Origin of the sequence: Yinghuangia sp. ASG 101 (assembly GCF_021165735.1) — a bacterium.
Classification (GTDB): Bacteria; Actinomycetota; Actinomycetes; order Streptomycetales; family Streptomycetaceae; genus Yinghuangia.
In genome coordinates, this window is the sequence record NZ_CP088911.1 from 3,139,588 (window position 1) to 3,162,131 (window position 22,544).

The following is a 22,544-nucleotide window of genomic DNA, read 5'->3' on the forward strand; positions in this document are numbered from 1 at the left end:
GGCCGCATGCCCAACTCCGTGTCCCCGCGCGTTCCGGCGCGCCACGTCGTCCTCGCCTCGGCCTCCCCGGCCCGTCTCAAGCTGCTGCGTTCCGCCGGCCTCGATCCCGAGGTGCGGGTGAGCGGCGTCGACGAGGACGCGATCAGCGCCGCGACGCCGGGCGAACTGGCGCTGGTGCTCGCCGAGGAGAAGGCGCGGGTGGTCGCCGAGGCCTGTGCGGACGGCGAGTTGGTGATCGGCTGCGACTCGGTGCTCGAACTCGACGGCCGGGCACTCGGGAAGCCGGCGTCCGCGGAGGAGGCGACCGCCCGGTGGCGGGCGATGCGCGGGCGGTCCGGGGTGCTGCGCACCGGGCACTGCGTCCTCGACACCCTCAAGGGCGGCCGGGCGTCCGCGACCGCGTCGACCGTGGTCCGCTTCGGGACGCCGGACGACGCGGAGATCGCCGCGTATGTGGCGTCGGGGGAACCGCTGCATGTGGCCGGCGCGTTCACGCTCGACGGGCGGTCGGCGCCGTTCATCGACGGGATCGACGGCGACCACGGCAACGTGATCGGTCTGTCGCTTCCGCTGCTGCGCGGGCTGCTGGCCCGGCTCGACATCGCGATCACCGATTTGTGGACGGAGGGCTGAACCCACGGCGAATTCCGCCGCAACAACGCGCGAGTCGGCGCGCCCGTGATTCCCGGTGGCCCGGGATGTCGTGCGGCGGTATCCGATTCGCGAAACGGCCGGGCATTCCGATGGGAATCCCTCTTGCCGTCGGGCTTGTCGGCGCTCCAGTCTGTCGGCGCACGGCCGCGCCTCGGTTGCGCCCCCGCGTCATTCCGCCGAATCACCGGCCGTGATCATCGGTTCCACCACGACACTTCGACTCTTCGACACTCGGGACAGATATCCATGTCTGCATCGTCCGTGATGTCCACGTCCGACAGGACCAGACCGCGGCGGGCCGACCGACGTGACGCCCCGTTGGGAGCCCCCGCACCGCTGCTCGACACCACACTGGACCAACTGCGTACGCTCATCGCCGTCCACACCACCGGGACCGCGCTGGGCGCCGCACGCATCCTCGGCCGCGAACAGTCCAGCGTGCAGAAGCAACTCGACACACTGAACCGCAACTTCCTCACGCTGTGCGGGGAACCGCTGGTCCTGAAGCAAGGCCGCGGCAAGGACGTCCTGTTCACCGGCACCGGCGAGGCGCTGGTCGACATGGCGCATACGACGCTGGGCGATTGGGCCGAGCGCATACGCGACTGCCGCCACCGCGTCGACCGCACGCTGACCGTCGGCGCCACGCGGTACACCCTGGGCGTGATGGCCGACGCGTGCGCCGACATCGCCCCCGAACTGCGGCACATGGGCGTCGAACTCAAGGTCGAGCACGTGCGTACGCGCGATCTCCTCGCGAAGTTGCGCGCCAAGGAGGTCGACCTGGTCTGCGGCAGCCGCGCGACCCACGCCGGCGACGACGGCGCGGCGGACTGCGACGTGCTCGAACTGGCGCGCGGCGGCCTGCACATGCTCACGAACCTGGCCACCGACCAGGTGCCGGACGCTCCGATCGCGGCGAGTTCGCTGCCCAAGCTGCCGCTCGTCGTCCCCAGCAGCGGCTTGATCTCGGACTTCCTGCGCGGCTGGTTCGGCCCCGCCCATCGCGACCGGCTCACCGTCGTCGCGGAGATCGACGCGGTGCCGTTCGGCCTCGAACTCCTCGGCTCACGGCTGCCGGTGAACGGCTGCATGCTGGTCACCCAGGGCCTCGGCGCGGCGGTGGGCGACAACCGCATCCCGGGCGGCGAAACCCTGCGCGGCGTCGACGTGTTCGACGACACGGGCGTCGGAATGGAGGTTCTGGTGGGGGTGTTCGCGCGCAAGGGCGAGCGCGCGAAATTCGCCGACGACCACCCGCTGAATCTGCTGTGGAACGCGATCGCCCGCCGGAGTCGCCCCGAGGCAGAGGGGGCGGATCCGGCGGGCGGATGAGTGCGGGCGATGCGGGCTCGATTACCGGCGGGCCTTCAGGAAGACCAGGACACCGGCGACGGTGGCGACGAGCGCACCGATCAGCACGATGTAGAGCCCGAACGAAGCGGAGATGTCCAACTGGGAGGCGAACTTCTCGGCCTGCGAGCTGCTGGCGCCGTCGTCCTCCAGCTTGGCCTTCACAAGCCGCTCGGTGTCGGCGAAGTTGAGAACCGCGAAGATCAGCGCGATGACGCCGGGAGCCGCGCCGATGGCGCTGACGATCGCCTTCTGCATGAAGACGCCGGCGAGGAACAACGCGATGGCCGCTATTCCGGCGATCAGCGTGAACACGCCGTCGCCGTCCATGCCCTTGACGGTTTCCGACTCGCCGCCGGCCTCCGCCTTCACCCAAGCGAGGAAAGAGCCGATGAGGACGAGCAGCCCGCCCGCCGCACCCGCGTAGGAAAAATTGGCGTGCTCCTGCCCGCCGAGCGCATGACCCTGCCCCGACGGATTCTGAACGCCATAACCCGGTGTTGTCATGGGCCAAGAGCCTAGGAGTTCCCCGTTGATCGCGAAAACCTTTTTATGGAAATGTCCTTGAGGTTTTTTCGCGTGAACCGGAGGACATTTCACGGGCTCTGATTCGGCGTCAGTCCTGCCCGTCCGAATCGGCACGGCCCAGTTCGCCGCGGCGCGGCCCCGGGCCCAGTCCCCGACCGAAGTCGTCCCGGGGTGCCGGGGGTTGCGCGACCGACGGACCCGGGCCGTACGAGGCCCCGGCCCTCGGCCCCGGACCGAACGCCTCCGGCGCCATCGGCGGCTCGACCGAGGCGACCTGCGCCGGGACCGGCGACGGGCCGTACGGACGCGCGCCCGCCGCGCTCGGCGCCGTGCCCGCCGCGCCGCCGCCCGGGCCGCGCAGCCCCGCCCACGCGCTGAGCACCACCGCGCATCCGGCGAGGATCAGCAGCGGGACCGGTACGCCCCACGGCCGTTCGGTCAGCCACTCCACCCACGCGTACTCCACGGCGGAGGTCTGCAGGTCCGGCCACACCGGGCCGCACGCCGCCGTCAACCCCAGTGCCGCGAGCGCCGGCTCGGGCCGCAGGCCGCCCACGACGACGCCGAGGGCCAAGGCTCCCGCACACCGTGTAAGCAGGACGTGAGTGTCGCCGCTGTCCGGACCCGCGATCTCGCCCACGACCAGCACGACCGCGGCGAACGCGATCGCGTACGCATCCGACGTCCGGGCCACGACCGCGCCGACGACGCCCGCGGCGGCGAGCCCGGCGATCCACAGCGACGTCTCGCCCGCGCCGTCGAAGCCGAGCCCCGGGTTGAACGAGGTGCGGTCGAAGCCGAACAAGGCCGCCGGAAGGGCCGCGAGGCCGACCGCCATCGCGAGCAGCGAGCCCGCGACCGAGCGCACGCCGTCGACGGTGTAGGTCAGCCCCGCCGCGACCAGGCAGCCCGCGAGCGCGACGACCGGCCACAGCGCGACCACCTTGGGCAGCCCGTCGGAGTCGACCAGCGTCCAGACCGCGACCGCGACGCCCGCCAGCCCGAGCAGCACCACGCCGCCGAACGCGCCGCGCGCCGCGCGCGGCCAGCCCTGGCCCGGGGCGACCAGCAGCATGCCGGTCGGCAGCAGCATCAGGACCAGCAGGAACCCGGCGAGCGGCAGTGCGGTCTGCAACACCGCGTCGGTCTTCCACAGGTGCAGCAGCAGGTCGTCGCCCACGACGGCGAACATCAGCGGCAGTGCCGCCGCGAGTGTCGCGGCCAGCGCGGCGTTGAGGGCCGTGCGGTGGCGCTGCGGCGCGAGGTGGATCCACAGGACCACGCCGACCAGGATCTGCACCGCGAAGCCGAAACGCAGCAGGTAGACCACGCCGAGCCAGCGCGGGGGCTGCCCGTCGCCCGCTGCGGCCAGGTCGAGCAGCGACGTCAGCGCGGCACCGCCGAGGCCCACGAGCAGCACGCCCGCGACGGACCCGCGCCGGTGCACGAACGCGGTGTCGGTGAGGCCGACACCGCCGATGACCAGCGGGATCGACCACGGCAGCAGGACCGCGGTGAGGTCCCAGATGTTCCAGCTCGTCAGCGCGTCCGCCGCCGACGCCGAGCCGTAGCCGGTGGCGTCCGGTGCGTCGACGGCCGCCGGGCCGCCGACGGAGGCACCGGTCCGCAGCAGGATCAGCGCCGAGCCGACGGCGACGATCACGAGCAAAACCCCCGGCAGCCACTCCGCCGAGCGCGCACCCGTCGGCTCCGGCTTCCTGGCTGTGCGTTCGGCAACCGCGGCACCGGCCTCATACGTTCCGCGCAGCAATCCGCCACCCACGGCCATGGCGCCCCCCAACCCCTTCCGGGCTTCCCCGGAAACCCGATGAATACCGCCGATTTGCCTTGCCCAGGCGGCAGTTGCTGCTCCGGATGATAGGGATGCGGCGCCCGCACCGGCGATACGGCGACGCGTTCGCGTCGGAAGCGGAACACGACGGCGACAAACCGGGCGGCGGGGCGCGGGGCACGAGGTACGCGGGGGCGGCGGGGTGCGCGGGGGGATGAGCCGCCGCCGCCCGGTCCACCCGGCGGACGGTGTCGTCGCGGCGCGGCGAACGGCGGGTCGCGTGTCACCCGGGCGCCGCGTGGCCCGATGTTCCGCACGGCGCGTGCCCCGGCGTGCGCCCCGGCCCCCGGTGGCCGCTCCGCCGCCGTGGCCGGGTCCCCGATACGGCGCAACTTGGGTTCCGGACACCAGACACGTACGCCACTTTCGGGTGAAGTTGACAGGAAATGACCGGTTCAGCGACCTAGGCTGCCCTGGTGTCTCGTACCCATATGTCGCGCTTCACGGTCGCCCTGTCCACCGCCGGAATGCTCGTCTTCACGCTGGGCGGGCTCATGACGTTCACGGCGTGTTCGAGTTCCGACTCGGGCCGGCCGCCGGCCGGTGCCCACGCGCCCGCCGCCCCGCCCCCGGTCCAACCTCCCGAGGCCCCGCCCGCGCATCTGCCGGGCGGGCCCACCGTGCAGCCCGCGTTCCCGCACGGAGGAGACGCCGGGGCGGCGCGGTCGGGGCTGCCCGGCATGCCGCCGGTGCTCGACCCCCACGACCTGTACGCCGCCGACCGCCCCAACGAACTCGCGGATTCCGTCAAGGACTTCCCGTCCCGCGTGTACGTGCCCAACACCGAGTCGGACACGGTGTCGGTGATCGACCCGGCGACGTACAAGGTCATCGAGACCATCCCGGTCGGCCACCAGCCCCAGCACGTCGTGCCCTCGTGGGACATGAAGACGCTGTGGGTCAACAACGACCTGGGCAACACGCTGACGCCGATCGACCCGGCGACCGGCAAGGCCGGGCCGACGGTCGACGTACACGACCCGTACAACCTGTACTTCACGCCGGACGGCAAGTACTCCATCGTGATGGCGTCCGCGGACATGGAGATCGTGTTCCGCGACGCGCACACCATGGAGCCGGTCAAGCACCTCCCGGTGGGCTGCGACGGCGTCAACCACGCGGACTTCTCCCCGGACGGCCGTTACTTCATCGTCTCGTGCGAATTCGACGGCCAGCTGCTCAAGGTCGACACCGAGAAGATGGAGATCGTCGCCCGCCAGACGCTGCCGCTGTCCGGCACGATGCCGCAGGACGTGAAGATCTCCCCCGACGGCAAGACCTGGTACATCGCCGACATGATGGCGCACGGCGTCTGGGTCCTGGACGGCGACGCGTTCACCGAGCCGAAGCTCGTCAAGACCGGCAAGGGGACGCACGGCCTCTACATCAGCCGCGACTCGAAGTACATGTACATCTCGAACCGCGGCGAGGGCTCGATCACCCTCTGGGAGTTCACCCCCGGCGGCGAGAACGGCGGGCATATCAAGACGAAGTGGAACATTCCCGGCGGCGGCAGCCCCGACATGGGCGGCGTCTCCGCGGACGGCAAGGTGCTGTGGCTGTCCGGGCGCTACGACTCCGAGGTGTACGCGATCGACACCACCGACGGCCGCCTCCTCGCCCGCATCCCGGTCGGCGACGGACCGCACGGCCTGGCCGTCTATCCGCAGCCCGGGCGCTACTCGCTGGGCCACACCGGAATCTTCCGCTAGTGACGAACGGCCTTGCGGGCCAGGGGAGTCCGCGACGCCCCGCCGCACCCGAACCCCCGTCCGGCCCGCGAGGCCGGGCGGGGGTTCCGCGCCCGGAGCGGCCCCGCGGGCACCGCCGTACGCCACGAACCGCACCGCGCCGCCAGGGCCGAGCGGGGAACGAACCATGTGATTTCGACCACGCTTTCGCCGCGCGCGCCCCCACCGGCACACCGGCGCGGCCGGGGGCGCGAACACCGCGCACGGCGGCGCGCCGTCGATGATCGGAACCACCACAAACCCATCTTTCCGGGAGGACCTCGGCCGCGAAAACGCCCGTTCACGGCCGCGATCCGCGCCTCGCGGCACCCGGCAGGTCTGCCGTGCCCGCAACCCGGGTAACCCCCGGGATCGGCCCTCCGCACCGCCGCCCGCGCGGTGTGCGACCGCCCGCCCCCACACGGCGGTTCGCCACCGCGCCCGACCGGTGGACCAGGTATCGGGGGTCCGGCGGCCCGGAGTACTTTTGAGGAATCGGCAGCGCCGCCGAAGTCCCGTCACCAGTCAGGTCGACCGGGACGCCGACCTGTGACGGGGTGGGGCGGCACAGCGTGTCTGTGTGCCACTCCTTAGACTCTGCCCAGTTCTAGGAGGGAGCCTGATCGTGCGCAAGGTGCTGATCGCCAACCGCGGGGAGATCGCCGTACGCGTCGCCCGTGCCTGCAAGGACGCCGGCATCGCCAGTGTCGCCGTCTACGCGGACCCGGACCGCGACGCCGTGCACGTGCGGGTGGCCGACGAGGCTCACGCGCTCGGCGGCAACACACCGGGCGAGAGCTACCTGGACGTCGCCAAGGTGCTCAAGGCCGCCGCCGACTCGGGCGCCGACGCGATTCACCCCGGGTACGGCTTCCTGTCGGAGAACGCCGAGTTCGCCCAGGCCGTGCTCGACGCCGGCCTCATCTGGATCGGCCCGCCGCCGCAGGCCATCCGCGACCTCGGCGACAAGGTCGCCGCCCGCCACATCGCGCAGCGCGCCGGAGCGCCGCTGGTCGCCGGCACCGCGGACCCGGTCTCGGGCTCCGCGGAGGTCGTCGCGTTCGCCGAGGAGAACGGCCTCCCGATCGCCATCAAGGCGGCGTTCGGCGGCGGCGGTCGCGGCCTCAAGGTCGCCCGCACCCTCGAGGAGATCCCCGAGCTGTACGACTCGGCGGTCCGCGAGGCCGTCACCGCGTTCGGCCGCGGCGAGTGCTTCGTCGAGCGCTACCTCGACAAGCCGCGCCACGTCGAGACGCAGTGCCTCGCCGACCAACACGGCAACGTCGTCGTGGTCTCCACGCGCGACTGCTCGCTCCAGCGCCGCCACCAGAAGCTCGTCGAGGAGGCCCCCGCGCCCTTCCTGTCCGACGAGCAGAACGCCGAGCTGTACCGCGCCTCCAAGGCCATCCTCAAGGAGGCCGGCTACGTCGGCGCGGGCACCTGCGAGTTCCTGGTCGGCCAGGACGGCACGATCTCGTTCCTGGAGGTCAACACCCGCCTCCAGGTCGAGCACCCGGTCACCGAAGAGGTCTCCGGCATCGACCTGGTCCGCGAGATGTTCCGCATCGCGGACGGCGAGGAACTGGGCTACGACGACCCGCCGCTGCGCGGTCACTCCTTCGAGTTCCGCATCAACGGCGAGGACCCGGGCCGCGGCTTCCTGCCCGCCCCCGGCGCCGTGACCGTGTGGAACCCGCCGACCGGTCCGGGCGTACGCCTCGACTCCGGCGTCGAGCAGGGCTCCGTCATCGGCCAGGCGTTCGACTCGCTGCTCGCGAAGCTGATCGTCACCGGCGCCACCCGGCAGCAGGCGATCCAGCGCTCGGCCCGCGCGCTCGCCGAGTTCGGGATCGACGGCATGGCCACCGCCCTGACGTTCCATCGCGCGGTCATCACCGACCCGGCGTTCGCGCCCGAGGTCAACGGCAGCGACGAGCCCTTCTCGGTGCACACGCGCTGGATCGAGACCGAGTTCGACAACACCATCCCGCCCTACGCGGGCGGCGGCGCCGAGGGCGACGAGGCCGTCGAGCGCGAGACGGTCGTCGTCGAGGTCAACGGCAAGCGTGTCGAGGTCACCCTCCCGGCGGGCCTCGGTGCCTCCGGCGCCGCCGCGGGCCCCGCGAAGAAGGCGCCCAAGCGCGGCGCCGCGAAGAAGTCCGGCGCGGCGGCGAGCGGCGACGCGCTCACCAGCCCCATGCAGGGCACGATCGTCAAGGTCGCGGTCGAGGAGGGCCAGGAGGTCGCCGAGGGCGACCTGATCGTCGTCCTGGAGGCCATGAAGATGGAGCAGCCGCTGAACGCGCACCGCGCGGGCACGGTCAAGGGCCTCGCGGCCGAGGTCGGCGCCACCGTCACCAGCGGCGCCGTCCTCTGCGAGATCAAGGACTGAGCGACCCGGCACCGGAGCTCCACCGCGACACCCCATGTCGGCCCCCGCACCCCGCGGGGGCCGACGTCGTGTCGGCGGGCACCGCGACGTCCGCGCACGCTCGGCCCGTACCGGCCTTCGTCCGCCCCGTCACGGCGCCCCGGTCACCCCTCGGCGCCCGCGTCGACACCCAGCAGGCGCTCGCCGTTGATCTCGGAGCGCGCGCCGGGCACCGCCCGCTGCGGCAGCTGGGCGATGTGGAGCTGCGCCCCCAGCTCGGCGAGCGCGGACAACTCGGCGGACGGGGCGTCCTCGTCCGTGACGAGGTGCGTGATGCGCTCGGCGGCGACCGTCTGGAACATCGTGTCGACGCCCATCTTGGTGTGGTCCGCCAGCACGACGACCTCGTTCGCGGCCTGCACGAGCGCGCGATCGACGCTCGCCGAGAGCATGTTCGGCGTCGACAGCCCCCGCTCCGCGGTCAGCCCGTTGCCCGACACGAACGCCCGCCGCACGCGCAGCCCCGCGAGCGCCTGTTCGGCGCCGCTGCCGACCAGGGCGTACGACGAGCCGCGCAACGTGCCGCCGGTCATGACGACTTCGACGCGGTTGGCGTGCGCGAGAACCTGCGCGACCAGGAGCGAGTTGGTGACGACGGTGAGGCCGGGGATCCGGGCCAGCCGCCTGGCCAGCTCCTGAGTCGTGGTTCCCGCGCCGACGACGACCGCGTCTCCCTCGTCGACCAGCGACACGGCGAGATCGGCGATCGCGGCCTTTTCGGCGGCGGCGAGATGGGTCTTTTGCGAGTAGCTGGGCTCCCTCGCGAGTCCACCGGGCAGCACCGCTCCGCCGTGCCTGCGATCGAGTAACCCTTCGGCCTCCAACGCACGCACGTCCCGGCGAACTGTCACCTCGGACGTCTGGACCACCCGGGCGAGCTCCCTGAGGGAGACGGCACCGTTGGCCCGCACCATTTCCAGAATCAACTGACGACGCTCTGCAGCGAACACGTGACGAAGGTAACGCTACTGACCGCCTCTTTTCAGCCGGTTGCAGGTCTTACCCAAACTTGTTCACCAAGATGGTGAATACCCGGGGCATTTAGGGCGCGCGGCGGCCACGGTGACCGGACAGGCCGTTGAACACCGCTCAGCCCCGACACGTATTCCTTGTGCCGGCAAGGGTTCTGACTAATCGTCAGCAAAGTGCGACGCATCGTCGGGGTCGCGTCGGACACATCCGCACACGACTCCGAACCACCCGAAAACGAGTATGCGCGCTCCGCAAGCACGCCCGCGCGAGTTCGGAGAAAGCCACCCGATCGAGCGTCGGATACGGCACGCGACAACAGCCGTGATTCCCGTTCCGGGAATCACGCCCGTGCCGGCAATTCACATTTGTCCGCTCGGACGACGCGGCCACCGCCGTCGCTCACACCCGGTCGCGCCGGTGCAGCCGCCGCGCCGCCTCCGCGAGCGACCCCGAGATCGACGGGTAGACGGTGAACGCGCTGGCGACCTGATCGACCGTCAAATGCAGGTCGACCGCCAGCGAAACCGCGTGGATCAGCTCGCTCGCCCGCGGCGCCACCACCACGCCGCCGATGATGATCCCCGTACCCGGGCGGCAGAACAGCTTCACGAACCCGTCGTGGATGCCCTGCATCTTCGCGCGCGGGTTCCGCGACAGCGGCAGCTTGACGATGTGCGCGTCGATCTCCCCCGCCTCGACCTCCGCCTGCGAGTGGCCGCAGGTCGCGATCTCCGGGTCGGTGAAGACGTTGGACGCCACGGCCTTGAGGTCGAGCGGCGAGACCGCGTCGCCGAGCATGTGGTACATCGCGATACGGCCCTGCATCGCCGCGACCGACGCGAGCGCGAACACGCCCGTGCAGTCGCCCGCCGCGTACACCCCGCCCGCCGTCGTCCGCGACACCCGGTCGACCCGGATGTGCCCCGACTCCTTCAGCGCGACGCCCGCCTCCTCCAGGCCCATCCCGGCGGTGTTGGGAACCGCGCCGACCGCCATCAGGCAGTGGCTGCCCTCCAGCGTCTGGCCGTCCTGCAGGCGCACGATCACGCTGTCGCCCATGCGCTCGACGCTCTCCGCCCGCGACCGGCTCATGACGCGCATGCCGCGGCGCCGGAACGCCGCCTCCAGCACCTCGGCCGCGTCCGGGTCCTCCCCCGGAAGCACCCGGTCGCGGCTCGACACCAGCGTGACCTTCGACCCCAACGCCTGGTACGCACCCGCGAATTCGGCCCCGGTCACACCCGAGCCGACGACGATCAGCTCACGCGGCAGACTCGTGAGGCCGTACACCTGCTTCCAGTCGAGGATGCGCTCGCCGTCCGGCTCGGCACCGGGCAGCACGCGCGGCGTGGCCCCGGTCGAGATCAGCAGCGCGTCGGCCTCCAGCGTCTCCTCGCTGCCGTCGTCGAGCGTCGCGACGACGCGGCGCGGACCGTCCAGCCTCGCCGTCCCGCGCAGCACCGTGACACCCGCGCGCCGCAGACCGTTCGCGATGTCGACGGACTGCGCCTGGGCCAGCTCCAGCACGCGCTTGTTGACGACATCCAGGTCGACACCGACGATCGGGCGGTCGAGCGTGCCCGGCGTCCCGTCGTCGACGTAGATGCCCAGCTCCTGGTGCGAGTCGGCGAAACTCGTCATGACCTCCGCCGTCGCGATCAGCGTCTTCGACGGCACGCAGTCGGTCAGCACCGCCGCACCGCCGACCCCTTCGCGTTCCACCACGGTCACCTCGGCTCCGAGCTGGACCGCGACGAGCGCGGCTTCGTAGCCTCCGGGGCCTCCACCAACGATCACGATGCGAGTCACGGGTGTCATTCTTCCGCATCCCCCGTCGCCGCGTAGGATGCGGTCCCATGCCCCTCTACGCCGCGTACGCCAGCAACCTCGACGCGCGGCAGATGGCACGGCGCGCCCCCCACTCCCCGCTCCGCGTCACCGGCTGGCTGCCGGGCTGGCGCCTCACCTTCGGCGGTGAGCAGTTGGGCTGGGAGGGCTCCCTTGCCACCGTGGTCGAGGACGACATCTCGCAGGTCTTCGTCGCGCTGTACGACCTCACCGACGCCGACGAGACGGCCCTCGACCGCTGGGAAGGCGAGTCGCTGGGCCTCTACCGCAAGGTGAAGGTCCGGGTGGAGACCCTGTTCGGCGAAGAGCTCGCGTGGCTCTACGTCCTCAACGACTACGAGGGCGGCCTGCCGTCGGCCCGCTACCTGGGCATGGTCGCCGACGCGGCCGAATCGGCGGGAGCGCCGGACGACTACGTCAAGGAACTGCGGACGAGGCCCTGCCTGTCGGTCGGTCCGTAGCGGCCGACGACCGGCGCCGGTGGTCCCGGGACGCAGCCAGCCGCAAGAGGGCCGCGGCGGCGCCGCCGAGCGGCACCCGGGTGCGTCCGAACGGCCGCCCGAAGCACCCGAGATGCACCTGACGTTCCGGTCGCGTCCCGTCCGCCCGTGAAGCGGATTTCGCATCGATTGCGACACGATCTCTACGCGCATAGAATCCTGGGCGGACGTTCGGTTCACCAGCCTTTACGCTCACGGGTGTGAACGCTTCCGTCAGCAACGACCCGACCGCCGCGGCGACCACCGCCGCCCGGCGCCTGCAGGAGATCACCGGCACCGCGTCGCACGACATCGCGCTGGTCATGGGCTCCGGGTGGGTGCCCGCCGCCGACATGCTCGGTGCGGCCCGGCAGGAGTTCCCGGTGACCGACCTGCCCGGTTTCCCGGCGCCGATGGTCGAGGGACACGCCGGAAGGATCCGCTCCCTCACCGTCGGCGACCGCCGGGCGCTGGTGTTCCTGGGACGCACACACCTGTACGAGGGCCGCGGCGTCGCCGCCGTGGTGCACGGGGTCCGCACGGCGGTCGCCGCGGGCTGCAAGACCATCGTCCTGACGAACGGCTGCGGCGGGCTTCGCCCGTCCTTCGTGCCCGGCCAGCCGGTCCTCATCTCGGACCACATCAACCTGACCGCGACGTCGCCGATCATCGGCGCCAACTTCGTCGACCTCACCGACCTCTACTCGCCGCGCCTGCGCGAGCTGTGCCGCGCGGTCGAGCCGAGCCTCGAAGAGGGCGTGTACGTGCAGTTCCCCGGCCCGCACTACGAGACCCCGGCGGAGATCGGCATGGTCCGCGCGATCGGCGGCCACCTCGTCGGGATGTCCACCACGCTGGAGGCGATCGCGGCCCGCGAGGCCGGGGCCGAGGTGCTCGGCATCTCGCTGGTCACGAACCTCGCCGCGGGCATGACCGGCGAACCCCTGAACCACGAGGAGGTCCTGGAGGCCGGGCGCGCGTCGGCCGTGCGCATGGGGCGCCTCCTCGCGGAAGTGCTGCCCAGAATCTGAGACTTGGCCGTTTGGCGGCGAGCACGACGGAACAAAGATCGACAGGAAACTCGCACAACGGCATGCGAAAGCGGTCGGGTCGGCCGGTCAGTCGGTCGCTCGGTCCCGAGCCGCGGTCGCGTACGGAAAACAAACGAAAGACGCCCTGTCCCGACGCACGAGGCACGAGGCACGAGGCACCCGACCGCGCACGCCGCCGCCCTCCGCCGTCCGACCGGCCCGGACACCGGATCCGGCGGCCCGACCGCCCGACGGTCGCCGCACCGGCCGCGGCGCCTTGGTCGGGCCGGCCCGACCCGCCGGCCCGCGCACCACCGACGAGCCCTCCCGACCGCCCCGCCACGCCACGCCCGGGACCACCGCCGCACCCGCACCCCCGGCGCCCGCCCGATAGGAGACCGCCGTGACCGACGTCGTCGCGACCGCCCGCGCCTGGCTCGCGGAGGACCCGGACCCCGACACGCGCGCCGAGCTGAGCGCGCTGCTCGACGCCGGCGATCTCCCCGCGCTCGAAGACCGCTTCGCGGGGCTCCTGCGGTTCGGTACCGCGGGCCTGCGCGGCGAGTTGGGCGCCGGGCCGAACCGCATGAACCGTGCGGTCGTGATCCGCGCGGCGGCGGGGCTGGCGGCCTACCTGACGAGCAACGCGCCCCCCGACGCCGCACCCGGCTCGGTGGTGATCGGTTACGACGCCCGCCACAAGTCGGACGTCTTCGCCCGCGACACCGCGGCCGTCCTGGAGGCGGCCGGGCTGCACGCGCTCCTGCTCCCCCGCCCGCTCCCGACCCCGGTCCTGGCGTACGCCATCCGCCATCTGGGGTGCGTCGCGGGGGTCATGGTGACCGCGAGCCACAACCCGCCGCGCGACAACGGCTACAAGGTCTACCTCGGCGACGGCTCGCAGATCGTGCCGCCCGCCGACACCGGGATCGCGGCGGCGATCGACGCGATCGGCCCGCTGGCCGGCGTCCCGAGGGCCGACAGCGGGTGGGAGGTCCTGGGCGAGACGCCGCTCGACGCCTATCTCGACCGCGCGAGGACCGTCGTACGGCCGGACGGCCCGCGCGACGTACGCATCGTGCACACCTCGATGCACGGGGTCGGCGGCGGCGTGATGCTCAGCGCGTTCGAACGAGCGGGGTTCGGCGATGTCACGGTCGTACCCGAACAGGCGGAACCCGACCCGGACTTCCCGACGGTCGCCTTCCCCAACCCCGAGGAACCCGGTGCGATGGACCTCGCGTTCGCGACCGCCGCCGCCACCGGCGCCGACCTGGTCATCGCGAACGACCCGGACGCGGACCGCTGCGCGGTCGCCGTCCCCGACACGACCGCACCGGGCGGATGGCGCATGCTCCGAGGCGACGAGGTCGGCGCCCTCCTCGGCGTCGAGGCCGCCCGGCGCGCGTCGGGCACCCACGGCACCCTCGCGACCACCATCGTGTCGTCGTCCCTCCTCGGCGCGGTCGCGCACCGGCACGGTCTGGCCCATGCCGAGACGCTCACCGGCTTCAAGTGGCTCGCCCGCGTGCCCGACCTGGTGTTCGCCTACGAAGAAGCCCTCGGCTACTGCGTCGATCCCGCGGGCGTACGCGACAAGGACGGCATCACCGCGGCCCTCCTCGTCGCCGAACTGACCGCGGCGGCGAAGCGGGACGGCCGCACGCTGCCCGACCTGCTCGACGACCTCGCCACCGAATACGGCCTCCACGCCACCGACCAGTACGCGGTCCGCGTCACCCGCCTCGACCGGATCACCGCCGCCATGGCCGACCTGCGCGCCGCCCCGCCCACCACCCTCGGCGGCCTCACCGTCACCCGGGCCGACGACCTCACCACCGGCACCGCGGACCTCCCCCCGACCGACGGCCTCCGCTACACCCTCGCCGGCACGGACACCATCACCTCGGCCCGCATCATCATCCGCCCCAGCGGCACCGAACCCAAACTCAAGAGCTACCTGGAAGTCGTCGTCCCCGTACGCACGAGTCTCCCCGAAGCCCACACCGTCGCCACAACCGCGCTGGCAACCCTGAAAGCCGACTTGACCGCCGCCCTCGCGACCTGGCTCGGTTCCTCAACGTGATCCGGATACGCGCCGACTCGGTCACCGCGACGTCCTCACCTCGCAGCGCTTCACCGACGTCCGCCCCGCTCGCGCGGCTACGGTACCAACGCCGCGTCCGCCGACCGGCGTTCCACGGTCTTCGGCCGTGAAGCTGCAGGAACTCCGCGCCGGAGTGGTACCGAGGCCCAGGTATACGCCGCCCGCGTCCGTGATCGACCCGGCAGGGCAGGGGCGCTCAACTCGGATTCCAGGATTCGCCTTCGGGGTCGTCAAGCCAAGCTCGCTCTTCCTCGTGCCTGAGCGTCAAGCCGAACCGTTCCGGCTCGGGTTGGCCCCTGGCAACCCACCAACCTCGGGCTTCGTCCACCTCGTCCCAGAGCGAACGCGGGCCGGACTGAACGATGGTGGGCGCGGTGTCCGGGCCGAACGCCGCCAGGGCCACCGAGCGGTCCCGGCCTGAGTAGAGCCAAATCGAGACGGCCCCGTTGTCGTCCTCGGCTGTGGCCAGGATGCAATCAGGCACCCTCAGTCCGATTGCGAACGCTCCTTCGTCCTTCGTGACGTGCCGGGCCTCGGACAACGTGAGTTCGCTGTCCGAGCGTCGGCCCGAGTCCATCCATCCATGCGGGGCGTAGCTCGCGTGTCCGTCGAATCTGAGCCGCTGGGCGCGCATCTTCATGAACGACAGACCGACACCGAAGCGGCCCGATGCGGTTCCGTCGTCGTCCACGATGAGCGTGATCAGCCGATCGTGCGGCGTGTAGTCCGTACCCCAGGGCATGACGATGCGTGCCCCGGGTTCGCACTGCCGCACCCACTGCCGGGGAATGACACGCATGCCGCACGTGACATGGATGCGTTCGTACGGCGCTCCGGCCGGCCACCCCCGGAAACCGTCGCCCGTGATGACCTCGACGCCCTTCACGCCCGCGCGCTTCAGATTGTCGCGGGCGGTCTCGGCAAGCCGCTCGTCTACCTCGATGCTCACGACGGACCCGGTGGGGCCGACGATCTCGGCGAGCAAGGCGGCGGTGTAGCCCGTGCCGGTGCCCACGTCCAAGACACGCATGCCCGGTGCCGCCCCGACGGCTTTCACCATCGTTGCCACGGCCTTGGGCATCGACGCCGACGACGAAGCGATGCGGCCGGGTTCCGGACCGGCATGTGCCCCGTCGTCCCACTGCGTCACAAGCGGCACATCGGCGGAGACGACGGCATCCCATGCTTCCGGGGCCGTAGCCCTGTCGACGGCGGAACCGTAGGTGTCCGTCTCCGTGTCGAAGGGCCAGACCACATCGGGAATGAAGTCCCGTCGATTGACGGTCGTCACGACTGGCGGTGCTTCCCGTCGTCCTTCTTCTCCTGCTGCCTGTCCGGGTTCGGCTGGGCGGGCGGGTCCGGCTCCCTGGCCGGGGTCTGGTCCTTGTGCTTCAGCTCGGGCATCGTGCGCTTCCTTCCGTGTGGTGTCGGTGGTCCGGGGCGTACTGGTCACGCCAACCGGATTCGGCGAATCCGCCGGCCTCCGGTTGCCCGCTCCTTGTAGTGGGTCAGGCACCGACCGGAGGACGCGTTCGCGATGTCCCCTCACTGTCGGCACCGGCGTCCCGGTGATGACCGTACGTAAGCGTTGAGCCACTCCTCCATGAAATTGCATGAGCTTGCACGTGAAATGGGTGGCCCCGGAGTGCTGTTGACGACACGCCTACTGTTCGGCAAAGTCATGCAGGCCCGAGCAAGCATCCGGAACGGGGAGTCGGCCATGGCCGTGGAGTTCGTAGGGATCGATCCGGACACCGACCGGGATCACTGCCCCACCGTATGGGCGGACACCGAAGCTCAAGAGATCTTGCTCCAGGGCTGGAAGCCGAGCCCCGAGAGTCAGGCGGAGTGCGAGGCGACCAGCCCCGCAACCGGCCCGGTGCCTGATGGCGAAGCCATCATCAGACTTCCGGCACGCATGATTCCGAAGATCAGGGAGGCGTGTGATGCCGTCGAGCACAGTCGCCTTCGCTGACTTGCTGGGTCGTTGCGAACGATCCGCTGACCACCTGGAGTTGCGGGATTCGTACGCCCCCACCGACCGATTCGAAGCGTGGAAGCGGGGCGAGCGAGTGGACTGGGCGGACCGCGAATCGTGGTGGCACCCGTACGACCAAATGATCAAGGACACCGTGGCACGAGGTGTGAGCATTCGCAGGGCACGCGTGGTTTCCGAGCCTGTCTCGGAGTACATCAAGTGGGAGCACTACGTCACTCACGCCAACGTCACGGCCGGCGAAGACGTTCGGTGGCTGCCGCGTCGGCAGGCGACGAGCATTGGTCTCCCGGGGAATGACTTTTGGCTGTTCGATGGTGTGCTGCTGCGCGTGCATCACTTCTCAGGTGACGGCGTGGTGGTCGAGGACGAGATCACCTCGGACCCGGAAGCCGTGAAGCTGTGCGCCACGGCGTTCGAATCAGTCTGGAAGCGGGCGATTCCGCACCACCTCTACCGGATCTGACACGGCACCATCGATGCCCCCGCACCCGTCCTCACGCATCCGGAAGGCCCGCGAAGACCTTGCCGAACGTCTGCGCGAGATCCGGCTGGACGCCGGAATCTCCGGGCGAGAGTTGGCGGTTCGATGCGGATGGTCGGAGTCGAAGTCATCGCGGATCGAGAATGCGAAAACCCCGCCTTCGGACTCGGATATCAGGACTTGGTGTCGAGCCTGCGGCACGGACGACCAGGCCCCCGACCTGATAGCGGCCAACCGACAGTCCGCAGCTGCCCATGTTCAGTGGCGACAGCTCCAGCGAACCGGCCTTCGCCGTCTGCAAGAGACCACGGGGGACAACTACCAACGGACAAGGCTTTTCAGGGTCTATGTCTCCGATGTGATCCCTGGCTTCCTCCAGACGGCGGGGTACGCCACGGCTCTGCTGTCCGGCATCGCAAAGTTTCGGGGAACTCCGGATGACGTGAGCGACGCGGTATCGGCGCGCATGCGGCGCAACGCGGTACTGCGCAACGGAGCGCGTCGCTTCTCGTTCGTCCTGGAGGAATCGGTATTGCGGCACCGGTTGTGCGGCACCCAAACCATGGCCGCGCAACTGGACCATCTGCTCACGGTCACGGACCTCGACAACGTTGCACTGGGCATCGTCCCGTTCGCCGCCCAGCGGATCGTGTGGCCGATGCCGACCTTCACCATCTTCGACGACGCCCGGGTGCACGCGGACACTTTGGATGCCGCGGCAACCCTCACCCAGCCCGGCCAGATTGAGCTGTACGCCAGAGCCTTCGAACGGCAATCCCAGGGAGCCGTGCGCGGTACCGAGGCACGCTCGCTTATCGCGGCGGCGCTGGCCTCTCTCGACTGAGCCGTGCGAAGAGGCGATGTCGCGGTCGCCCGAGGAAGCGCAGGCGGATGTGTTCGTACATCCGGGCCCACGGCACGTGGACGCAGGCGTCGTTGGGCTCCGACCCCGTCGAATGGGCGGTCTTTCAGAGGGCGTTCACCAGCGGGCCGCGGGCCGCCCCTTCGTGAGGGGTATCCCTCAATTGGTGGGGGGTGTGAACCGGGGGTGGCGTCGTACCGTGGTGGGCGGGGAGGGGGCGTTTTGGAAGCGTTGGGTTCTGGGGATCCGGTTGTGGTCGCGGGGTATCGCATGCTCGCGCGGTTGGGTGCCGGGGGGATGGGGCGGGTTTATCTCGCCCGGTCGCCGGGGGGAAGACCGGTCGCGTTCAAGGTCATTCGGAGTGACTTCACCGATGACCCCGATTTTCGGGTGCGGTTCGCGCGGGAGGTGGCCGCGGCGCGGTCGGTGAGCGGGGTGTTCACCGCGCCGGTGCTGGACGCCGATCCGCACGGTGATCCGCCGTGGCTGGCGACGGGGTATGTGCCGGGGGTCGCGCTCAGTGACGCCGTGGCGCGGTTCGGGCCGTTGCCGGACGCGCTGGGGCAGCTCGCGGGCGGGATCGCGGAGGCGCTGATCGCCGTGCACGAGGCGGGGCTCGTGCACCGGGACCTCAAGCCGGCGAACGTGATGCTGGCCGCCGACGGGCCGAGGCTGATCGACTTCGGGATCGCGCGGGCGCTTGAGGGCGGGACGATCACGCGTACGGGTTTCCTGGTGGGCTCGCCCGGGTTCCTCGCGCCGGAGCAGGCCGGGAGCGGGCAGATCGGGCCCGCAACGGACGTGTTCGCGCTGGGGTCGGTCCTGACCTACGCCGCGACGGGGACCAGCCCGTTCGGCGACGGCGTGTTCACCGAGCTGTTGTTCAAGGTCCTGTACGGGGAGCCCGAGATCGGCGGCGTGCCCGAGCGCTATCGGGAGCTGGTCGCGTCGATGCTCGCGAAGGACCCGGGCGAGCGGCCGACGCCGCGGCGGATCCTGGAGCGATTGGCCGTGTTGGGCCTGGAGGGCGACGGGGGCGGCTGGTTGCCCCGGCCGCTGACCGAGCTGGTGGTCGCGCAGTCGGCCGCCTTGTTGTCGCAGAACCCCTTGGCGGCGGACGCGGGCGATCGCGAGGCGGCGCCCGCGTCCGGGACCGGCGCGGATACCCGGCGGCCGGGTGCGGACGCGCCCGACTCCGCGGGCGCGCCGGAGCAACCTCCCGCCGGGCCGACGGAGTTCGGGGCCGGGGCGTACGCGGGTCGGGCTCGGCCGGGCGGGACCGGGGCGTATGCCGGTCAGGCCACGTCCGACCAACCTGCTTATGGGGCCGGTTCGTTCGCGGGAGGCGGCGGGCCGTCCGCCGACGCCGCGACCGGCCGGGGAACCACCCGGCGGGGCCGCCGGGTGGCCGCCGCCGTCCTCGCGGTCGCGGCGATCGGGGTCGCGGCGGCCCTGGTCGTGCCCGGGCTGCTCGACGACGACAAGGGCGGCCAAGGGCAGAACGCCGCCCAGCCACGGGACGCGAGCACTCCGCCGACGGCCGGGGCGAGTGGCGGAGCCCTTCCCACGGGGACCGCGCCGAACACCGCGTGCGGGGCGATCGACGCGGCGTTCACCGACGGCACCCCGCGCACCGAGTTCTCGCCCGCGAACACCACGGTCACGCCGACGACTTCCGCGTACGGCTACACCATCACCGCGGGCCCGGGGTCGGACGCCCGCACCGACTACCAGGGCAACGTCACCGCGCCGTTCTCCAGCGTGGCGGTCAACGGCGACTTCGCGATCGAGACGCGGGTGACCGTGGACCCGAGGACGAGCTACCAGTCGGCGGGCCTCCTGCTGTTCGCCAACAAGGACAGCTACATCCGGCTGGAGCGCGGCTTCGGGAGCTTCAACTCGATCGCGTTCGAGTACTTCCTGAACGGAACGCACCACAAGCTGACGACTCCGTTCACGAACGAACCGGGCGGCGTGGTCAGAACCGAGGCCGACACGGTCACGCTGCGTCTGGAGCGCAGGGACGACGTGGTCACCGCACAGTGGCGGGCGGCGGACGACGCGCTGTGGGAGCAACTGCCCGGCGAGGCCCCGTTCGCCTCGAAGGGCGCCCGCGCCGGCATGACCGTGCTCAACACCCCGAACTCCGGGCGGTTCACGGCGACTTTCTCGTCATTCGCGGTCACCTGCCTGTGATCCCCTGTGAACCACGGAAGCGGCGACGAGGCGTTCATCGGCCGGCAGGCCACTCAGACGTTGACGACGGCCGCAGCGGCGCCGCACAGCATGAGCATGTCCTCGGTATCGAAGGTGAGGACGGTCACCGGTCCGGGTGCGCGGAGAGCGTGGCCGCGACCATCGCGTCGATGGCGTACTGGTGACCGGCCAACCTTGCCGACGCGGGAGCGCACCGCCTCGATGGTGCCCTCAGGACCGGACACGGAGACGGACGTCGTGGGGCCTTCGCCCGGCGCATAGGGTGAATTCGTTACACGCCGATTCTGACAAAAGTTCTGACAAATCCTCGCGGCCGGCCTTGCCCCGAGCCGGGGTCAGAGGACCGATCCCACGATCACGAAGGCCACGCCGACGGCGACCGCGGCGGGGACGGGCCAGTACCAGGCGACGGTGACCTCGCCGGTCGACGTCGTCGCGAACCGCTCGGCCATGCCGCGGAAATCGGCGACCGCGTGGTCCGCCCACGCGGCCTGGGGCACCGTCGGGTGGCCGCCGCCGTACGGGTCCTCGGCCTGGGAGCGGGCGTTGACGCGCATCGCGCGCTTGCGCTCGCGCAGCGAGACCGGGATGGCCCAGACGTGGAACCCGCGGTCGCCGGACGTGCGTACTTCGAGCGAGTACTCGGCGCGGACCTCGCGCACCTCGCTCCAGGGGATGTCGATCGTGCGGAACGGGTTGCGGATCCGCAGCCGGTCCGGCCCCGCGAAGACCGCCGCGCGCAGGGTCAGCGCGACGACCACCGCGCCCACCGCGAGGACGACGCCGACCACGAGCAGCGCGGTCGCGCCCCCGTCCCGCACCACGCTGTCGACCACCAGCCACAGACCGACGGCCAGCAGCACGACCCCCGTGAACACCGCCGGCCGCGACCGGTAGGTGGTGACGCCCTCGTCGCTGTCCATGGGACGGGATTCTTCCCCACATGCGGACGAGATCGGCACAACAGGGTGTCCCGCACGGTCGTTTGTGGATCCCGGCGTCCGCACACCGATGAGCTACGCGTGTAGATATGCTCGTCTGGTGACCATGCTGTCTGTCTTCCCCGCCGACCCCGCCGAGGTGACGTCGTCCGAGGCGGCGCTTGCCCGGTTTCTGCACGGGCTGCCCGGTATCGACACGGTGGGGGCGCAAGCCCGCGCCGCCGCACTGGGGACGCGTTCGATCAAGAACGAGGCCAAAGCGTTCGCGATCGATCTCGCCCTCGCGGTGATCGACCTGACGACCCTCGAAGGCGCCGACACCCCCGGCAAGGTCCGGGCCCTGTGCGCCAAAGCGCTCCACCCCGATCCGAGTGCCCCCGACACCCCGCGCCCCGCCGCGATCTGCGTCTACCCCGACCTCGTCGCCGAGGCCCGGCAGGCCCTCGGCGCGACGGCCGTCAAGGTCGCGTCCGTCGCCACCGCGTTCCCGTCCGGCCGCGCCTCGCTCGACGTCAAACTCGCCGACGTCGCCGAGGCCGTGCGCGACGGGGCCCACGAGATCGACATGGTCATCGACCGCGGCGCGTTCCTCGCCGGCCGCTACCGCCGCGTCTTCGACGAGATCGTCGCGGTCAAGGCCGCGTGCGGCGACGCGCACCTGAAGGTGATCCTGGAGACCGGCGAACTCGCGACGTACGACAACGTGCGCCGCGCGTCGTGGCTCGCGATGCTGGCCGGCGCCGACTTCGTCAAGACGTCGACCGGCAAGGTCGCCACCAACGCCACACCGCCGGTCACGCTCGTGATGCTGGAGGCGGTACGCGACTTCCACGCCGCGACCGGCCGCCGGGTCGGCGTCAAGGCGGCCGGCGGCATCCGCACCACCAAGGACGCGATCAAGTACCTCGTCCTGGTCCACGAGACCGCGGGCCCCGACTGGCTCACCCCCGACCTGTTCCGCATCGGCGCGTCCGGCCTGCTCAACGACTTGCTGATGCAGCGCCGGAAGCTGGCAACCGGCCACTACTCCGGACCCGACTACGTGACGGTGGACTGACG

18 protein-coding genes are annotated in these 22,544 nt (G+C 71.2%); 12 read left to right on the forward strand and 6 right to left on the reverse strand.

Annotated elements, in window-relative coordinates; translation table 11 throughout:
• The first annotated feature begins 6 nt into the window (after positions 1–6).
• Both LO772_RS13105 and LO772_RS13110 read left to right on the forward strand, forming a co-directional pair.
• Positions 7–633 (forward strand): nucleoside triphosphate pyrophosphatase, encoded by a 627-nt coding sequence (locus LO772_RS13105; protein ID WP_231778584.1) that lies wholly within the window; start codon positions 7–9, stop codon positions 631–633.
• 339 nt (positions 634–972) lie between these two features.
• Positions 973–1,989 (forward strand): LysR family transcriptional regulator, encoded by a 1,017-nt coding sequence (locus tag LO772_RS13110; protein ID WP_231778585.1) that lies wholly within the window; start codon positions 973–975, stop codon positions 1,987–1,989.
• A 21-nt stretch (positions 1,990–2,010) separates the two neighbouring features.
• Here LO772_RS13110 and LO772_RS13115 read toward each other — a convergent pair whose 3' ends face one another.
• Together LO772_RS13115 and LO772_RS13120 are read right to left on the reverse strand one after the other, a co-directional pair.
• The gene (locus tag LO772_RS13115; protein WP_231778586.1) at positions 2,011–2,514 is read right to left on the reverse strand and encodes a Trp biosynthesis-associated membrane protein; all 504 of its coding nucleotides are present in this window, start codon (positions 2,512–2,514) and stop codon (positions 2,011–2,013) included.
• Between the two features lie 109 nt (positions 2,515–2,623).
• Positions 2,624–4,324 carry a hypothetical protein gene (locus LO772_RS13120; protein WP_231778587.1) on the reverse strand — a complete coding sequence of 567 codons (1,701 nt, stop codon included), beginning with the start codon at positions 4,322–4,324 and terminating at the stop codon, positions 2,624–2,626.
• A 530-nt stretch (positions 4,325–4,854) separates the two neighbouring features.
• Here LO772_RS13120 and LO772_RS13125 point away from each other — a divergent pair.
• Together LO772_RS13125 and LO772_RS13130 are read left to right on the forward strand one after the other, a co-directional pair.
• Complete coding sequence (locus LO772_RS13125; RefSeq protein ID WP_443089454.1) at positions 4,855–6,099, forward strand: YVTN family beta-propeller repeat protein; 1,245 nt, start codon at positions 4,855–4,857, stop codon at positions 6,097–6,099.
• A gap of 643 nt (positions 6,100–6,742) precedes the next feature.
• Positions 6,743–8,509 carry an acetyl/propionyl/methylcrotonyl-CoA carboxylase subunit alpha gene (locus tag LO772_RS13130; protein WP_231778589.1) on the forward strand — a complete coding sequence of 589 codons (1,767 nt, stop codon included), beginning with the start codon at positions 6,743–6,745 and terminating at the stop codon, positions 8,507–8,509.
• Between the two features lie 143 nt (positions 8,510–8,652).
• Here LO772_RS13130 and LO772_RS13135 read toward each other — a convergent pair whose 3' ends face one another.
• Entirely contained in the window at positions 8,653–9,462 is an 810-nt protein-coding gene (locus tag LO772_RS13135) for a DeoR/GlpR family DNA-binding transcription regulator (protein ID WP_231779528.1), read from the reverse strand.
• Between the two features lie 457 nt (positions 9,463–9,919).
• Complete coding sequence (locus tag LO772_RS13140; protein WP_231778590.1) at positions 9,920–11,338, reverse strand: NAD(P)H-quinone dehydrogenase; 1,419 nt, start codon at positions 11,336–11,338, stop codon at positions 9,920–9,922.
• Positions 11,339–11,376: 38 nt separating this feature from the next.
• On the opposite strand from LO772_RS13140, the gene LO772_RS13145 reads away from it, so the two are divergent.
• The 3 genes from LO772_RS13145 to LO772_RS13155 all read left to right on the forward strand — a co-directional run bounded on the left by LO772_RS13145 (position 11,377) and on the right by LO772_RS13155 (position 14,964).
• Positions 11,377–11,829: a gamma-glutamylcyclotransferase gene (locus LO772_RS13145; protein ID WP_231778591.1), complete on the forward strand. Its 453-nt coding sequence runs from the start codon at positions 11,377–11,379 to the stop codon at positions 11,827–11,829.
• A 239-nt stretch (positions 11,830–12,068) separates the two neighbouring features.
• Positions 12,069–12,878, forward strand: coding sequence for a purine-nucleoside phosphorylase (locus LO772_RS13150; RefSeq protein ID WP_231778592.1), 810 nt, complete (start codon positions 12,069–12,071; stop codon positions 12,876–12,878).
• 403 nt (positions 12,879–13,281) lie between these two features.
• The gene (locus tag LO772_RS13155) at positions 13,282–14,964 is read left to right on the forward strand and encodes a phospho-sugar mutase (RefSeq protein ID WP_231778593.1); all 1,683 of its coding nucleotides are present in this window, start codon (positions 13,282–13,284) and stop codon (positions 14,962–14,964) included.
• Positions 14,965–15,181: 217 nt separating this feature from the next.
• On the opposite strand, the gene LO772_RS13160 is transcribed toward LO772_RS13155, so the two are convergent.
• Positions 15,182–16,276, reverse strand: coding sequence for a methyltransferase domain-containing protein (locus LO772_RS13160; RefSeq protein WP_231778594.1), 1,095 nt, complete (start codon positions 16,274–16,276; stop codon positions 15,182–15,184).
• 429 nt (positions 16,277–16,705) lie between these two features.
• On the opposite strand from LO772_RS13160, the gene LO772_RS13165 reads away from it, so the two are divergent.
• The 4 genes from LO772_RS13165 (at position 16,706) to LO772_RS13180 (ending at position 20,523) form a co-directional block, all read left to right on the forward strand.
• Positions 16,706–16,960, forward strand: a complete 255-nt coding sequence (locus tag LO772_RS13165) for a hypothetical protein (protein ID WP_231778595.1) — start codon at positions 16,706–16,708, stop codon at positions 16,958–16,960.
• A complete protein-coding gene (locus LO772_RS13170) occupies positions 16,932–17,447 on the forward strand; it encodes a DUF6879 family protein (RefSeq protein WP_231778596.1) in 516 nt (171 codons plus the stop codon). The genes LO772_RS13165 and LO772_RS13170 overlap by 29 nt, the downstream gene beginning before the upstream one ends.
• Before the next feature lie 13 nt (positions 17,448–17,460).
• On the forward strand, positions 17,461–18,309 hold the full coding sequence (locus LO772_RS13175; RefSeq protein WP_231778597.1) for a helix-turn-helix domain-containing protein: 849 nt from the start codon (positions 17,461–17,463) through the stop codon (positions 18,307–18,309).
• A 288-nt stretch (positions 18,310–18,597) separates the two neighbouring features.
• Complete coding sequence (locus tag LO772_RS13180; protein WP_269453233.1) at positions 18,598–20,523, forward strand: protein kinase domain-containing protein; 1,926 nt, start codon at positions 18,598–18,600, stop codon at positions 20,521–20,523.
• 356 nt (positions 20,524–20,879) lie between these two features.
• On the opposite strand, the gene LO772_RS13190 is transcribed toward LO772_RS13180, so the two are convergent.
• On the reverse strand, positions 20,880–21,467 hold the full coding sequence (locus LO772_RS13190) for a PH domain-containing protein (protein ID WP_231778599.1): 588 nt from the start codon (positions 21,465–21,467) through the stop codon (positions 20,880–20,882).
• A gap of 124 nt (positions 21,468–21,591) precedes the next feature.
• On the opposite strand from LO772_RS13190, the gene deoC reads away from it, so the two are divergent.
• Positions 21,592–22,542, forward strand: a complete 951-nt coding sequence (gene deoC / locus LO772_RS13195) for a deoxyribose-phosphate aldolase (RefSeq protein WP_231779529.1) — start codon at positions 21,592–21,594, stop codon at positions 22,540–22,542.
• Positions 22,543–22,544 lie beyond the last annotated feature (2 nt).